Below are 15,184 nucleotides of genomic sequence, written 5' to 3' on the forward strand. Positions count from 1 at the left end.
TGAGAAATGCAACTTTACAAGGCTTTCAAAATGAATAGCATCGCTGCACAAAGACAACCCTCTTGCACACTTTGTCAGATACCATCATCCTTTTAATGCATTGAGAAACAATACTTTAACAATGCAGCCCTGACCTCAAACATAGAATAGCGGTTTTTGCACACCCTGTTCTTTCTATACAGTTCCTATTGAACTCAGATTAAATTAGCAAATCCTATACCAAACTGGCTGTTTTACTGTACGAATTGCAGATTGATATAAAAATCTTGTTTACAGTGCCAAGATGTTTTGTATGATCGTTGTCAAAGATGAAGCCGTTATGACTTAAAAACTCATTTATTTCAAACATCATTTCTCGCAGTCTGGATGCGTCCATATATGTTGACTCACTTAACTCTGATTAACTTTGCTTTGGCTGATCATTTAGCCTTGGATATTGAAGCAGGCTTTCATGTCCTCACGGGAGAAACGGGTGCGGGTAAATCCCTGCTACTCGATGCACTTTCTGTCTGTCTTGGGGAACGTACAGACAGCCATATGGTACGTTATGGTACAGATAAAGCCGATGTCACTGCCATTTTTAGCTACGCAGAACATTCTGCCGAAGCACAGTGGCTGGCGACACATGAACTGGCTGATGAATCTGGCGAGATTCATCTACGTCGGGTGATTTTTGCCACAGGACGCAGTAAGGCATGGATTAATGGACGTCCAAGCAGTCTGGCAGAACTTAAAGATCTCGGGCGTTTGCTGGTTCAGCTTTACAGTCAGCACAGTCAGCAACAACTGCTTGAGCCGCCTTACCCAAAACAGTGGCTCGACCGTTATAGCAACTTTGCTGAACCTGCCCAAATCGTACGCGATGCCTACAGCGCATGGCAAAAAGCCATTCGTCAGCATGAGCATGCCTTACACGCTCAAGCCACGCGCCTGCAACGGATTGCCACCCTTGAGCTGCAACTTGAAGAGCTCGAAGATACCTTGCAGTACAACTATGCCGAAATTGAGCAGGAATTTGATCGGCTCAGCCATCATGAACACATCATGCAGGACTGTGCTTATGGTTTAAATGTACTTGATGAAGCTGAGCAAAACCTGACTCAGGAACTGGCAAGTGTAGTACGCCGCTTTGAAAACCACGTCGGACGCAGTGAGCAACTCTCTAACATTTATACGGCGCTAGTCAACGCACAAAGTGAACTCGAAGATGCAACAGCAAACCTTCGCCAGTTTATTGACCGTCAAAGTTTTGCCCCTGAACGCATGGAACAGCTCAATCAGCAGCTTGAAATCTTTCACCGCTTGGCGCGCAAATACCGCACCCAACCCGATGAGCTACATACTGAATATGCCACATGGCAGCAGGAACTGGAGCAGCTACAACAACTGGATGATCCTGAAACCCTTGCCGAACAGGTGAAGCAAACCGAACAGGAATTTCTGGCTTTGGCAGAGCAACTCGATCAGCAGCGTCGTGATGCAGCAGGACCACTTGCCAAATTACTCACCGAACAAGTCAAACCATTGGCATTACCCGAAGCCTATTTTGAATTTAAGTTTGAACCTCTGGAACAACCCAATGCTGAGGGGCTAAGTTTCATTCAACTACTATTTACTGCCAACAAAGGCATTCCAGCACAGCCGCTGGCTCGTGTTGCCTCAGGTGGTGAATTGTCACGGATTGCCTTGGTCATGCAAGTCATGAACGCTGAAAAAACCGATGCCGAAGTCTTGGTGTTCGATGAAATTGATGTCGGGATTAGCGGTGGTACAGCCGAAATTGTTGGGCGTTTACTTTCAGATCTGGCTCAACATGTGCAAATTCTATGTATTACGCATCAAGCGCAGGTTGCTGCACAGTCCGATCATCATTTACTGGTTCAAAAACAACAAAGCGACCCTGCCAGCAGCACCATTTTTGCCCTGAACGAAGAGCAGCGTATTCAGGAGCTGGCACGTATGACAGGTGGGGTTGAAATCAATGACACCACCTTGCAACATGCCAAGCAGTTACGCCAATTGAAATTTCAGCACACGAAGATCGAAAAATCCTGAGTAAAAACTATTGGCGAAAGCGATTTACTCTTGTATGTTGATAAAAGGTCTCAATATAACATTGAACAACTAGATTTTAGGAGAACGGCTTAGGTGAGCAAACAATATTTGACGCATCGTTGTCTCATTGCTCCCCCTGATATGGCAGATGATTTTTTTGCCAACACCGTGATTTATTTGGCACGCCACGATGCCGATGGTGCACAGGGAATTATTATTAATCGCCCTGCAGGGATTCAGGTTAAAGAATTACTCAATGACCTGGAAATTGACGCAGACAATGTACAACCGCACGAGGTGCTACAAGGCGGACCACTACGCCCTGAGGCAGGTTTTGTCTTACATACTGGACAACCCGTCTGGCATTCCTCAATTGCGGTTGGTGAAAATCTGTGTATTACCACCAGCAAAGATATTTTAGATGCGATTGCTCACAATGAAGGCGTTGGACGTTATCAGATTGCGTTGGGCTATGCCAGTTGGACCAAAAACCAGCTTGAAGAAGAAATCGCCCGCGGTGACTGGCTGATGTGTGATGCCGATATGGATCTGATTTTTAACTTGCCGTACACTGACCGTTGGGACGCTGCCTATAAAAAAATCGGCATTGATCGTAACTGGCTTGCCTCCGAGATTGGTCATGCCTGAAACCATGCAAACCCTTATGGCATTTGACTTCGGCACACAAAAAATGGGCATTGCCGTGGGTCAGTCGGCGATTCAGAATGTGAATCCCCTCCCTCTTTTTCCCATGAAAGATGGTATTCCCAATTGGAATGAGTTGCTCAAACTGGTCAAGCAATGGCAGCCAGATGTATTTCTGGTGGGGCTTCCTTTAAATATGGATGATTCAGAATCTGATTTATCCATGCGCGCACGCAAATTTGCCCGCCGCTTACGCCATCAAACCAACATTACGACATGGATGCTGGATGAACGTTTGACCACACGTGAAGCCCGTGAAGAGCTCAGTGCCTTTCAGCGTCAAGGGCGCGCCAAACGCGTGGCTGCCGATAGCCTTGCAGCAGGCTTATTACTGGAAAGCTGGTATCGTGAACCCGAAGGAATCACACCCTAAAACTCGAAATTCAAGACATAAAAAACCTGCAATCTAATGCAGGTTTTTTATTGGGAAAATAAGACAAAGTCAAAGTTTAGGTGATGTGCCCAAAGACCAGCTTATTTTTTGGCAGGCTTATTCTCTAAAATGTGAATCGTTGCAGTACGCCCCGCCACAAATGCCAATGTATTTTTGGGCTCTTCATCCAAAATAAATTTGACAGGTACACGCTGTGCCAAACGTACCCAAGTAAAGGTCGGATTTACATTTGCCAGCAAATTTGAACTGGTTGAACGCTCACGGTCATCAATCCCCGAAGCGACCCCTTGCACATGTGCTTTAATTTTTTGTGAATCACCCATCAACTGGATGGTGGCATGATCACCCAAATGAATACGATTGAGTTTGGTTTCTTCAAAATAGCCCACCACATACAATTGTTTACGGTCAATCAATGCGGCAACATTATCACCCACTTTGATATAACTGCCTGCACGTAAACTAAAGTTCGACAAGGTTCCATCTGCTGGTGCAACCACTTGTGAACGGTGCAAATTCAAGGCTGCCAGATTTAAGGTACTTTGAGCAACATCAACCGCTGCTTTTTGCTGCTGAATATTGGCTTTGGCTTCTTCAATTGCCGCTTTGAGCTGACCTTCTTCGGCATGTGACTGATCACGTGTGGCAAACATTTGATCCTGTTCCTGTTTGGACACCGCACCATCCATTAAACTCGAATAGCGTTCTGCATTTTTTTCTGCCAGATGAGTATTGGCTTGTGATTTCACCAAATTTGCATTGGCTTGCAGCAAATTCGCCTGCATTTGTGCCAGACCTGCTTTCGCTTTGGCAAGATCGGCACGGGCTTGTTCAACATCCAGTTGCTGACGGGCAACATCGATTTTGAACAAGACCTGACCTTTCTTCACCGTCTGGTTATCTTGTACCAACACATCGGTCACTAACCCAGAAACATCAGAAGACACCTGAATCACATCACCACGCACACGACCATCACGTGTCCATGGCTCGGCATTGTAGTAATCCCACAAATGCACCGCGGCATAAATTGCGATGAGCAATGTCACCAGTGTCACGATAGGTCGAACGACTTTACGTGCATCAAACGAATTCATAACTTTATCCTAAATGTTCATCACCTAAAATTAATACGAAAACTGAGCAAACACCCAGTGTGTCAGCAATAGACAAACCATATACAAACTCAGGTTAAATATGCCTGGAAAGGCAACCCAGTCACGTTGAATCAGGCGATCTGTCCATTTACTCACTAGCATAAAAACAATATATGCCATCAGTGCCTGAATGAGCAGACTCGGCACAAAAACACCATATAGATTGAATTCACCCATGCTTATGCCCCTGCCTGCGTGGTTGAAATATGAAAAATACTGCTGCGGATATTGTTAAGACTAATGCGTAACCGTTGCTCAATATCGGCTGGAGTTTCTTGCTGAAGTTGTTGTTCTAAGCGGGTAATTTGCTGTGTGACTTGTGCAAGAATATTCTCTGCCAAATGCAACTGCTTTTCCTGATTGCGAAAAGCGTCGTCTAATATGCTTTGCAATTCACCAATCGCTGTTTTCAATTCTGTCGGTGTTTCTGCCCGATTCGCCAGCTCATCCAAGCGGCTCAAATCCACAATGGCACTGGTTTCAATCAACGCCAGATTCATGGCTTGCTTTAACTCGGCAGACTGCACCAACTTGGTATTCAGTACGCCGATTCGATCCAGCATACTGCGTAAATGAATTCGGAATTCAACCCCATAAGGCAAGTACAGTGCTTCGCGCATGGCTTTATAGTGGAGGGATAAAATTCGGCTGGCACTTTGTTCGGGTGAAATGGCGCGAATAAAATACACAGCCAGTACCGCAATAATAGGACCTGCTACACTCCCCAGACAACCTTCAAAGGACTTTACAGGATCAATAATATAACGGTTTTGCAAATTCAGACTCATGATGAACGTCACCATGGTCGGCAATGCCAAACCTGCCAAAGGTGGATGTGGATATAGCATGACAAAGAAAATCAGGACTGGCGCAAGAACTAACCCTAACTGCCAGAATTCCTTGACCTCAGGCATAATCCCCAAGATATAAATCACCGTTAAAATTCCTGCATAAATACTGCCACGAATAAACAGTTTAAGTGCGGGAACAGGGTTATCCATTGCAGTTAAAATACACGCTGAAACTGCCGCCAGCTGTGCCATCATGTAACCTGCACTCCAGCCGCTATACACCCACAGCGAAAACGACACAAGAATTGCCACCATCGCTGCAAGTGCCCCACGCAGTGCCATACCATGATCGCGATGCAAACTTGGATAACTGGTGGTCAAAGTCGCGATTGATTCAGGAATATGCTTGTCACCACGTTGAATTAATTGCCAAATGAGTTTCACTGTAAAAACATTTTGAATCAGATGGCGAATATCCATTTTCAGACCATCCAGTATGATCTGTTGTTCGGGGCGTGCCAGCTGATGCAGATGCTGAAAATCCTGTTCAAATTCGGCAGGTAATGCAGTTAAATCAGATTCTTGAACATCTATTTTACTTTGAATGAATGCTCGGATGTGTTGATGTAAGGTCAGCACCCCTTGCTGATAATGGGCATCAATGGCATTGAGCTGACGAATGCGTTCTGCTGTTGCTGTCAGATTCGAAACAATCATGGTGACCTGATGCAGTAACTCCTGAATCGGCTTGGTCATTCCTTGCAGTTCGCCTTTTTCATAGGCCAAGTGTGCTGCCAAAGCATGTATATCTGCAATATCACTGGTGATTGCACCGAGCAACTGGGTATAGTTATTGTCAGCAATATGCTCAGTTAAAATTTTCTGAAAAATCTGGCGAGTATCATTTAAGGTTTTATCAACCCGCTGCTGAATGGCCGGTCCCAGATGCACAGGGAAAATCGTGGCAAAGACGACCGCCGTACAAACGACCGCCAGCGAAATTTCAAGTACGCGTCCCAGTGCCATGTCAAAGACACTCACGGTTTCAATGCTATTAATCGAGTTACATACAATCATGGCGGTGGTATAACCTGCCAGCATGAAAACATAACTACGAGGTGTGCGGTCTAGTAAAGAGATATATAAACAGAAGCCTACCCAAGCAGCCAAAACGGACATAAACAAAAATGGCGTATTGATTAAATGGGGGGTAATCAGCGTTGCGACCACTGCCCCTGCAGCAGTACCCAATAAACGGTAAATCGCTTTGGAGGACACCATTCCCGAGTAAGGATTGACAATAATCATCACGGTGCCGATGGCCCACATGGGATAGGTTAAATCTAAACAAAAGGCGAGATACAGTGCCAACATGCCTGCAATAAAGGTTTTTACCGCAAAGATAAAATCCATTTTTGAAGGACGAAACGCCAACAACTGTTTATAGAGCAACATGCATATCTCTCGAATACTCGGTTAGATTTTGATGATGTATCACTCTTTGCTCAAATAAAAGACAATAAAGCTCTAACATTTGCTCAACAAACAGCAAATGCATGATTTGTCACAATGCCATAGCATACTTAACCCATAGGCTTTTCTACAGGCGCTGTATCTGGTCGGAGGTTTTCTTGCCTGTTTGAGGTGCAAGAAAGCAAAGAGTTGAATTCGTTTCATGCAAAGAAGATGCAATTTAACGTCTTCATTCGATATTTGGTTTGCCGATTTTTTCAAAAAAAAACATATTCGTCAACACTAATATCTTAATTTGATAATTTATGTTATTTTATACAAACATCTTATGTTTTTTTTATGCGAAAAGATGTACCGTTTTATAAAATATAACGACTTTGCCACCTTTATTCTTGGGAAATCTATTCTCTATGGCTGTTACGAGCTTTGGTAAAATTTTAACCGTTTTAGATTTATTCTCGATTTCTCGACATGTCATCAATGTCGATATTATTAGTCAGGAACTCGGTTTGTCCCGACCGACAAGCTATCGTTACTTAAAAGAGCTGGTGTCAGCAGATTTATTGCAACGTATTAGCGGTACTTCAGGTGACTATACCCTTGGACCGAAAATTGCGGTACTGGACTATATTTCACGTACAACTGACCCATTGGTGCAAGTCAGTATTCCGTATATGAAAGATATTGTTGAGCATACCGAACTCAGTTGCCTACTCACTTTCCTAAACCATGATTACTGTATCGACATTCATGATGAGTCTTTTCAAGGCAACTTACTGGTGTCGTATGGTCGAGGTAGCCCACGCCCTGTCTATATGGGTGCTTCACCCAAAATTATTGTGGCGCACATGAACAAACAAGGCTTGCACAACTTCTATGAGCATTATGCAGCACAACTTGCCACAGTCGGTTTTGCTCAGGACGAAAGCCAGTTCATTCAGCACATGCGGAAAATTAAAAAGCAGGGTTATTATTTTTCTCAAGGTGAAGTCAATCCGCTATATTCAAGCTTGTCCGTACCGATTAAATATTCCAGCAAAATTGCACCTGTTGCCCTAACGGTTGTTGGTTCTAAAAACCGCTTTGAATACGTCAATCTGGAAAAAATTATTCAGACGTTGAAAGAACATGCTACGGAAATTGAGAAAAAATACTTAAGTCTTGCCGAACAGGTCGAACAGCAGTCTCATCGCGACTAACCCACTTTTTAAAAATCACAAGGCGGATGTAAACATCCGCCTTGCTTGCATCAGATAAGATCTCGTGGTTACTCTAGAAAATCAACTTGACCCGTTTTCACATCGTAAATTGCGCCGACAATTCCAACTTCACCCTTCTCGACCATTTCACGTAGCACATTGCTATGTTTCAGAATATACGCCATGTTGTTTTTGACATTCATCATGGTCACTGCATCAATAAAACTGCGTCCTAGCTGATCATCGGTCATCTGATTTTTAACTGTATCAATTGCCGACATAATCGGTTTCAGTACATATTGAATGTTCGGTGTATTTTGAGCTTGGCTGACATCGAGTTGCTGCTGATGCATCTGACATGCTGCCGTTACTGCACCACAATCCGTATGCCCAAGAACCACAATCAGCCGAGAACCTTTACTTTTACAAGCAAACTCCAGTGAACCAAGTACTTTCTCACCTGCAATATTGCCCGCAATGCGCAAACTAAACAGATCGCCTACGCCAACATCAAACAGCATTTCCGTCGGAGCACGCGAATCCATACAACCTAATACTGCAGCAATCGGATGCTGTCCATATTTGGCAGTAATCTGGATTTGTCGGGCAATATTGTGTTGCAAACGCTGTTGCGAAACAAAGCGCTGATTGCCATCTTTGAGTTTTTGCAAAACCAGTTCAGGCGTGAGTTGCTGCTGCATTTCACGAGTGCTGACATCGACATCAATCACATCATCTTCATGCAATTCGGGATAATGTGCCTGAAAGCCAATCAGCTTCAGATCAATCTGCTGTTGCTTGGCTCTATCCTGCTGAAACTCCTGAATCACCTGATACAAATCAGGATCGATATATACAGTGTTACTGGCATCAATCACCACCGTTTCATGGCGCTTAATTTTGTTGAGTACAGACAACAGCGCAGCGCGGTTTAAAAAGCTGACATTTTGCGCCAGTTCAATCCGCGTCAAATTGCCATGCAAATGCTTTTCATGAATCACTTTGACACCACTATGCATATTGCTATGCAAAATAAATAGCGCACTCAACACTAAGCCGATCATGATCCCGATCAGCAAATCGGTCAGCAGAATTGCAACAATGGTCACAATAAACGGAAGAAACTGCTTCCAGCCCTTTTGGTACAACTGAATAAACAGCTTCGGCTGTGCCAGTTTATAACCTGTGAGTAATAGAATCGCTGCCAGTGCTGACAGCGGTACAACATTCAGCAAGGGCGTTAAAAACAGAATCGCAATAATCAGCAAAATGCCGTGAAAAATGGTCGACACTTTGGTTTTGGAACCACTGGTGGCATTGACCGAACTGCGTACAATCACCGAAGTCACAGGCATTCCTCCCACAAAACCCGACAAGGTATTCCCAATCCCCTGCGCCAGCAATTCACGGTTTGGCGGCGAACTGCGCTTTTGCGGATCCATTTTGTCGGCAGCTTCCAGATTCAGTAAAGTTTCCAACGATGCAACCACGGCAAGCGTCACCGCGCCCACATAAATTTGCGGGTTATTCCAGTAAGAAAAATCTGGAAAATAAAAAATTTTCTCTTCCGAAGAAAACAAACTCGGTAAATCAATCAAATGCTGATTACCTACCGCAAAGCTTGAACCAGACTGAATCAACAACCAGTTCAGAACGCCTGCAAACACCACCGCCACCAATGCCGATGGCAACTGCAACTTCTTTAAAGGCGTTTGATCCCATAGCAAAATCAATGCGACGGACAGTACACCAATCATGGCTGCGCCCACATCAATATATTGCAAAACCTGAGGGAAGTTTTGCAGCCCCAACTGTTTGATCGTTGCCATATGCAAACCAAACAGGTTCGGTAACTGATTGATCATGAGAATTAAACCAATCGCCACCAACAAACCCAAGATCACATTGGTCGGGACAAAATTGGCAAAGCTGCCCAGCTTTAAACAGCCAAAGAGCATTTGTAGCAGACCTGCCAAAATCACACACAGCAAAAATGCCGAATACTGACCATCCAGCGCGATGAGCTGTGTCAAAATAATCGCGGTTAAACCCGCAGCAGGACCTGAAACACTAATATGTGAACCGCTCAATGCACCGACGACAATTCCGCCGATCACACCTGCAATCACACCTGACAACAACGGCGCTCCCGATGCATGAGCAATCCCTAAACACAACGGCAACGCCACCAGAAACACCACCAAACCTGACATTAAATCGCTCGGATAAAACTTCCGATCTAAAAACATTGTTTTCATAAATAACCGTCTAAAATGAAAGAATAAGACAGCTCGTTATTTGTTATTCCTATCTCTTCCCTGTTTGACAACACATCATCCCTAATCCTTGAAGGAAAACTTCACGTGCCGCACAGCATCTTGACAGAGCTCTTTTTAAAAAAAGGTAGTTTTTCTCAACACAGTTGTCAGCATCTGTAATGTTATACAGTGTTATTGCTAACAGCTCTTGCATAAATCCAAGTTTTTCAATAAGGATTATTTTTATAAAATTTTACGTTATAAATCATTTAGCTATTTTTTCCATACATACTATTTCAGCAAATACTTATACCAAAAAACAGGCACAAAAAAGCCCTGAACATACAGGGCTTTGGCGCTCAGGGCTGTTTTAAATACGGCCATGCCGCCTTGAGATAAATAAACATCGACCAGAGTGTCAAAATCACGGCAGTATACAACAGGATATAAGCAAAGGTATCGAGAGGCTGCCAGTTGAGCAAGAACACACTAATCGCAATCATTTGAAAAGCTGTTTTGTATTTTCCAACCGTGGACACTGCCACACTGGTGCGCGCACCAAGTTCAGCCATCCACTCACGCAGTGCAGAAACTGTAATTTCACGCGAAATAATCACAATCCCCGCAAATGCCATAATAATGGTCGGTTTCCACTGCACCAATACCACCAAAGCGGCTGCTACCATCAGCTTGTCTGCAACAGGGTCAAGAAAGCGTCCAAATGCCGAGGTCTGATTTAAAGCACGTGCCAGATAACCATCAAACCAGTCAGTGATTGCTGCCAAGACAAAAATGGAAGTCAGCAGAACGTGGCGTGAGAAACTCCCAGTATGTCCTTCGACACCAATTGCAGGTGGCCAGTACGCCACAAGTAAAAATACGGGAATGAGCACAATTCGTGCAATGGTGAGAATATTTGGAATATTCAGGATTCGCCCTGTTGTCATAGCCACCGCCAATATAGCCCTTGCAAAGTCCGCATAGAGTGATTTTTAAACGTATTTTTGACTGATCAATACAGTCACACTTTATACGAAATGCACAGATGTGTCGACTATAAAGCCAATACAGCAAGGCAAAAGATTCATCGACCAGACCTTTCAGGAATAACCGTGAATTGATACACATCACTCATGCAATACCTGATAAATCGTGCGTGCCATGACCTCTCCAAGCCCAGGCACCAAAGTCAGTTCTTTTTCCGAAGCTTTCAGCACTCCTTGTATCCCACCAAAATGTGTTAGTAAATCGCGGCGGCGCTTAGGCCCAAGCCCTGGAATCACTTCTAATACAGAACCTGCACGGCGTTTATCACGTTTGGCACGGTGCTTGGTAATCGCAAAACGGTGTGCTTCATCACGTACCTGTTGAATCAGATGCAACGCTTTATGATCTTCTGCCAACTGGATTTTTCGCCCATCGGTAAAGTGCAACGTTTCCAGTCCTGGTTTACGTCCTTCACCTTTAGACACACCAAGCATGAACGCTTCAAGCCCCAAATCTTGCATCACCTGCATCGCCATGTGCAATTGGCCTTTACCGCCATCAATCAACAATAAATCAGGCAAAGGTGCTTTTTTATAACGGCGGGTCAAAGCTTGACGCATGGCAGCGTAGTCATCCCCTGCCTGAATATCTTCAATTGCAAACTGGCGATAATCGCGTTTACGTGCCCCACCCTGATCGAACACCACACAGGATGCAATGGTGGCTTCGCCCATGGTATGACTAATATCAAAACATTCAATACGGTCGATCGGACGTTCAATAATTTGCTCTAACTGATAAAAACGCTCGTGCAATTCCTGATGCTGATTGAGTTGCCCCTGAATCGCATGTTGCACATTCATTTGTGCCAGCTCAAGCCATTCGGCACGGGTTTCCCGCACATTCGGCTTAATCTGGATTTTCTTCTGGAACTGCTGACTGAGTGCCTGTTCCAGCTCGCCACGATCAGGCAGATCGGTATTCACAATCAGTTCCTGTGGAATTTCATCGGCCACCTGAAAGTAAAAATTGGCCATAAAATCACTGAGCATTTGCCCGAGGTCATCACTGAGCATATCAGGGAAATAGCTTTTTCCTCCGAGCATCCGTCCATTGCGTACATACATGATCTGTACACAGGTCACGCCTGCCTGTTGTGCAATCGCCAGAATATCGGCTTCACCCTTGATTTTATACACGGCTTGCTGTGCTGAGACTTCACGCAGCAATGCCAGTCTGTCACGATAAAACACGGCTTTTTCAAATTCTAACTGTGCTGCCGCTGCTTCCATATTTTGAATCAGTTCCTGATTTAACTCTTTCGTGTCACCCTGCAAAAAGCGAATCGAATTTTGCACATCCTGCGCATAGTCTTCAGGAGAAATCAGCCCGACACACGGCGCGGTACAACGTTTAATTTGATACTGCAAACAAGGCCGTTTGCGCTGAGAAAAATAACTGTTTTCACACTGCCGCACATTAAACAGTTTTTGCAAAATCAATAAGGTATCACGCGCTGCATACGCACTCGGATAAGGCCCAAAGAACTTACCAATCTGATGTTTGCCCTTGCCACGTCCACTGGCAATCCGTGGATAAGGCTGATCGGCTGAAATGAAAATATACACATAGGATTTATCGTCCCGCAGCATGATGTTATACGGCGGGCGATGTAGCTTGATCAGGTTTTGTTCAAGCAATAACGCCTCGGTTTCAGAACGCACCACCAGCGTTTCAATATCATAAATGCGTGCAACCAACGCCTGAGTTTTCGGATGTTCAATGGTTTTGACAAAGTAACTCGACACCCGATTTTTCAGATTTTTAGCTTTACCCACGTACAGCAGCTCACCCTCCTTGCCCAGCATTTTATATACCCCTGGCAATTGGGTCATTTTGGCAAGCAGTTGCTCAATATGTTCGCGGGCGTTTGGGTTCACGGCTGGCTCAGCAATCAAAACAGGTATGACAGTATGTAGCGCCTGAACCCGCAGATTTCAAGAATAAAATGATTTAACGTGCCGCTGCATTACAACTCGCAAGCTCTCGTGAACCACTGCGCCACTCCGCACCTGCCGAATTGCTATAGGCACTGATACGCCCGACTTTCGCTGCCAAATTACGGCAAGACTCAACGGACAAATCATTGCCCCAAGGGCCTGACATGCTGCACTCGTGTCCATTGCAGTCCCAAATCACCCATGCACCGCCTGAAATTTGAGTTTGAACTTTACCCCGATAATGACTTGCAGCATACCATACGGTTTCCCCACGGTTGCTTGGGCGACTGGCTGCCTGATTACACTGATTCAAAGCAGGTGAACCCGCTGACCACATCCGTCCCGCAGAGTTGCCGTAATAACGCAGCTCACCGACTTGTGCCGCCAGATTCTGACAAGACTCCAAAGACAAATCATTGCCCCAAGGGCCAGACATTTGACATTCACGACCATTACAGTTCCATGTTACTCCTGCACCTCCTGAGATACGGATATTCACATTACCGCGATGCTCCGAACCCGCAAACCATGTCGTGGCATGCCCCAGTACACTCAACCCCAATGCGCCCAATAAAAGCGCTAGTTGTTTGGTTTTCATTTGTATTTTTCCTACCATTGTTTTTGATGAATTTCTCTCCAATTTTATGGATTATTTATTTTTAAACAATAAAAAGAATATTTTTTATCCATAAAAAAACGCCCATTACTGGGCGTTTTAGATCACATATTTTTATTTAAATACATAAGGGCGAATAAAAATCAGGAAGAAAATACCGAGCATCAGTACCCATTTTAAAACGTAGTACAACTGACGATTGGTTTTTTTCAACGCTTTGGCTTTTAAACGAATCTGATACACATAAGCAAAGGCTTTATTTAAGCCGCCTGTTTGATCATTTGTATCATTCGGAGAGCTTGCCGCAGTCATGACATTTTTACCAAACCAGTGGTTAAATTTCTCCATCAAACGGCTTTTGAGAGGGCGTTCAACATCGGCAAAAAAGATGATGCGGTTCTGTTCCGTGGCATTTTCAGCATAATGAATATAAGTTTCGTCAAATACGACACTTTGCCCGTCACGCCAAGAATAGCGTTGCCCATCGACATCAATAAAACAATGATCATCATTCGGGGTCATTAAACCTAAATGGTAACGCAATGAACCCGCATACGGGTCACGGTGACGAACCAGACGGCTGTTTGGGGCAAGTTCAGTAAACATTGCGGCTTTAATGCTCGGCAATGTTTTCAGCAAGGCTGTGGTTTTTGGGCAAAGCTCGGCTGCTGAAGGATGTGCAGAGTCATACCATTTTAGATAAAAACGCTTCCAGCCTGTTTTAAAAAACGAGTTAAAGCCTAAATCATTATAGGTATCTGCTGCCTTAATGCCGCCACGCGAATACAGTGCTTTGGCTTCATCACGAATCATTTCCCAGTTTTCATCGAGGACTTTCAGATCTTTAAAGTATTGCGTTTCGATATACGGCTGATTGGGTACTTTCGAAAAGGCATACATTAAAAAATTAATCGGTGCGAGCAAGGTTGAATGGTCAAAGAACTGACGATAAAACGAATGACGCACTTTGCCGCGATATTGGATATACAGTGCTGATATCACAAAAATCGCTAAAATAATCCATTTAATCATAGTATTACTCAGAATTAATCAATGATTCGATCAGCCTTAAAAAAAGCAACTGATTATCATGTTGTGAAATTTTACCAAAAAAATAAAAACTTACTAGAGAAAAGGCTATTCTTAGAGGAATGTTTAAAAATAATTCTAACTTTGATTTTTATAAATTCAGGCAAAATCATTTTCGTTGATTATTGGGTAGATTGATCAATCACGCAATGATTATGCTGCTTTCATCACGATTTAGCTCATGTTTATTGTTGGATAATACCTCTTTACATGACTTCAGTGTGCAGTCTTAAACATCCATCTAAATGAGTTGATCAGTATTTTCTGGCGAGCCGTGTATTCGAGTTAAAGCTCTGTGGAATTTTGTATGCATCCTCCTTGTAGACCATCTATAGAATTGACTCAAATGACAAAAAATACATTTTTATAATTTTTTTAAAATTCCCAGATGATATTTTTTCAAGCCAATGATTTACATCATGATAAATTCTAGAAACCTGTATTTTGCGTATGCATATTC

The 15,184-nt window shown here is 43.9% G+C and carries 12 protein-coding genes; 4 read left to right on the top strand and 8 right to left on the bottom strand.

The annotated features are described in order from the left end of the window. Positions 1-378 precede the first annotated feature (378 nt). The 3 genes from recN (at position 379) to ruvX (ending at position 3,133) form a co-directional block, all read left to right on the top strand. Positions 379-2,055, top strand: coding sequence for a DNA repair protein RecN (recN, locus tag P255_RS11530; RefSeq protein WP_004902439.1), 1,677 nt, complete (start codon positions 379-381; stop codon positions 2,053-2,055). A 93-nt stretch (positions 2,056-2,148) separates the two neighbouring features. After that, complete coding sequence (locus P255_RS11535) at positions 2,149-2,703, top strand: YqgE/AlgH family protein (protein WP_004902440.1); 555 nt, start codon at positions 2,149-2,151, stop codon at positions 2,701-2,703. Beyond that, a complete protein-coding gene (gene ruvX / locus P255_RS11540; protein WP_004902442.1) occupies positions 2,696-3,133 on the top strand; it encodes a Holliday junction resolvase RuvX in 438 nt (145 codons plus the stop codon). Before P255_RS11535 ends, ruvX begins: the two co-directional genes overlap by 8 nt. A gap of 101 nt (positions 3,134-3,234) precedes the next feature. On the opposite strand, the gene P255_RS11545 is transcribed toward ruvX, so the two are convergent. From P255_RS11545 to P255_RS11555, 3 genes are read right to left on the bottom strand one after another with little or no spacing between them, the layout of a single operon-like run. Further along, the gene (locus tag P255_RS11545) at positions 3,235-4,251 is read right to left on the bottom strand and encodes an HlyD family secretion protein (protein ID WP_004902444.1); all 1,017 of its coding nucleotides are present in this window, start codon (positions 4,249-4,251) and stop codon (positions 3,235-3,237) included. Positions 4,252-4,281: 30 nt separating this feature from the next. Further along, on the bottom strand, positions 4,282-4,488 hold the full coding sequence (locus tag P255_RS11550; RefSeq protein ID WP_004902446.1) for a DUF1656 domain-containing protein: 207 nt from the start codon (positions 4,486-4,488) through the stop codon (positions 4,282-4,284). 2 nt (positions 4,489-4,490) lie between these two features. Then, positions 4,491-6,557 carry an FUSC family protein gene (locus P255_RS11555; RefSeq protein WP_004902449.1) on the bottom strand — a complete coding sequence of 689 codons (2,067 nt, stop codon included), beginning with the start codon at positions 6,555-6,557 and terminating at the stop codon, positions 4,491-4,493. 428 nt (positions 6,558-6,985) lie between these two features. On the opposite strand from P255_RS11555, the gene P255_RS11560 reads away from it, so the two are divergent. Beyond that, positions 6,986-7,774 carry an IclR family transcriptional regulator gene (locus tag P255_RS11560; RefSeq protein WP_004902451.1) on the top strand — a complete coding sequence of 263 codons (789 nt, stop codon included), beginning with the start codon at positions 6,986-6,988 and terminating at the stop codon, positions 7,772-7,774. Between the two features lie 68 nt (positions 7,775-7,842). Here P255_RS11560 and P255_RS11565 read toward each other — a convergent pair whose 3' ends face one another. From P255_RS11565 to lpxO, 5 genes are all read right to left on the bottom strand, one after another. Continuing rightward, on the bottom strand, positions 7,843-10,032 hold the full coding sequence (locus P255_RS11565) for a solute carrier family 23 protein (RefSeq protein ID WP_035365501.1): 2,190 nt from the start codon (positions 10,030-10,032) through the stop codon (positions 7,843-7,845). Positions 10,033-10,391: 359 nt separating this feature from the next. Then, a complete protein-coding gene (pgsA, locus tag P255_RS11570) occupies positions 10,392-10,979 on the bottom strand; it encodes a CDP-diacylglycerol--glycerol-3-phosphate 3-phosphatidyltransferase (RefSeq protein WP_004902453.1) in 588 nt (195 codons plus the stop codon). Positions 10,980-11,159: 180 nt separating this feature from the next. After that, the gene (gene uvrC, locus P255_RS11575) at positions 11,160-12,959 is read right to left on the bottom strand and encodes an excinuclease ABC subunit UvrC (protein ID WP_004902454.1); all 1,800 of its coding nucleotides are present in this window, start codon (positions 12,957-12,959) and stop codon (positions 11,160-11,162) included. Positions 12,960-13,032: 73 nt separating this feature from the next. After that, positions 13,033-13,617 carry a DUF8200 family protein gene (locus tag P255_RS15730; RefSeq protein WP_004902455.1) on the bottom strand — a complete coding sequence of 195 codons (585 nt, stop codon included), beginning with the start codon at positions 13,615-13,617 and terminating at the stop codon, positions 13,033-13,035. 132 nt (positions 13,618-13,749) lie between these two features. After that, a complete protein-coding gene (gene lpxO / locus P255_RS11585; RefSeq protein WP_004902456.1) occupies positions 13,750-14,667 on the bottom strand; it encodes a lipid A hydroxylase LpxO in 918 nt (305 codons plus the stop codon). Positions 14,668-15,184: the final 517 nt, after the last annotated feature.

The organism is Acinetobacter brisouii CIP 110357, from assembly GCF_000488275.1.
GTDB classification, from domain to species: Bacteria; Pseudomonadota; Gammaproteobacteria; order Pseudomonadales; family Moraxellaceae; genus Acinetobacter; species Acinetobacter brisouii.

Bases quoted from the DNA above. Each gene is read 5' to 3' on its own strand.
- recN (WP_004902439.1), top strand. From the start codon at position 379: ATGTTGACTCACTTAACTCTGATTAACTTTGCTTTGGCTGATCATTTA.
- ruvX (WP_004902442.1), top strand. From the start codon at position 2,696: ATGCCTGAAACCATGCAAACCCTTATGGCATTTGACTTCGGCACACAA.
- P255_RS11545 (WP_004902444.1), bottom strand. From the start codon at position 4,251: ATGAATTCGTTTGATGCACGTAAAGTCGTTCGACCTATCGTGACACTG.
- P255_RS11550 (WP_004902446.1), bottom strand. From the start codon at position 4,488: ATGGGTGAATTCAATCTATATGGTGTTTTTGTGCCGAGTCTGCTCATT.
- P255_RS11555 (WP_004902449.1), bottom strand. From the start codon at position 6,557: ATGTTGCTCTATAAACAGTTGTTGGCGTTTCGTCCTTCAAAAATGGAT.
- P255_RS11560 (WP_004902451.1), top strand. From the start codon at position 6,986: ATGGCTGTTACGAGCTTTGGTAAAATTTTAACCGTTTTAGATTTATTC.
- P255_RS11565 (WP_035365501.1), bottom strand. From the start codon at position 10,032: ATGAAAACAATGTTTTTAGATCGGAAGTTTTATCCGAGCGATTTAATG.
- pgsA (WP_004902453.1), bottom strand. From the start codon at position 10,979: ATGACAACAGGGCGAATCCTGAATATTCCAAATATTCTCACCATTGCA.
- P255_RS15730 (WP_004902455.1), bottom strand. From the start codon at position 13,617: ATGAAAACCAAACAACTAGCGCTTTTATTGGGCGCATTGGGGTTGAGT.
- lpxO (WP_004902456.1), bottom strand. From the start codon at position 14,667: ATGATTAAATGGATTATTTTAGCGATTTTTGTGATATCAGCACTGTAT.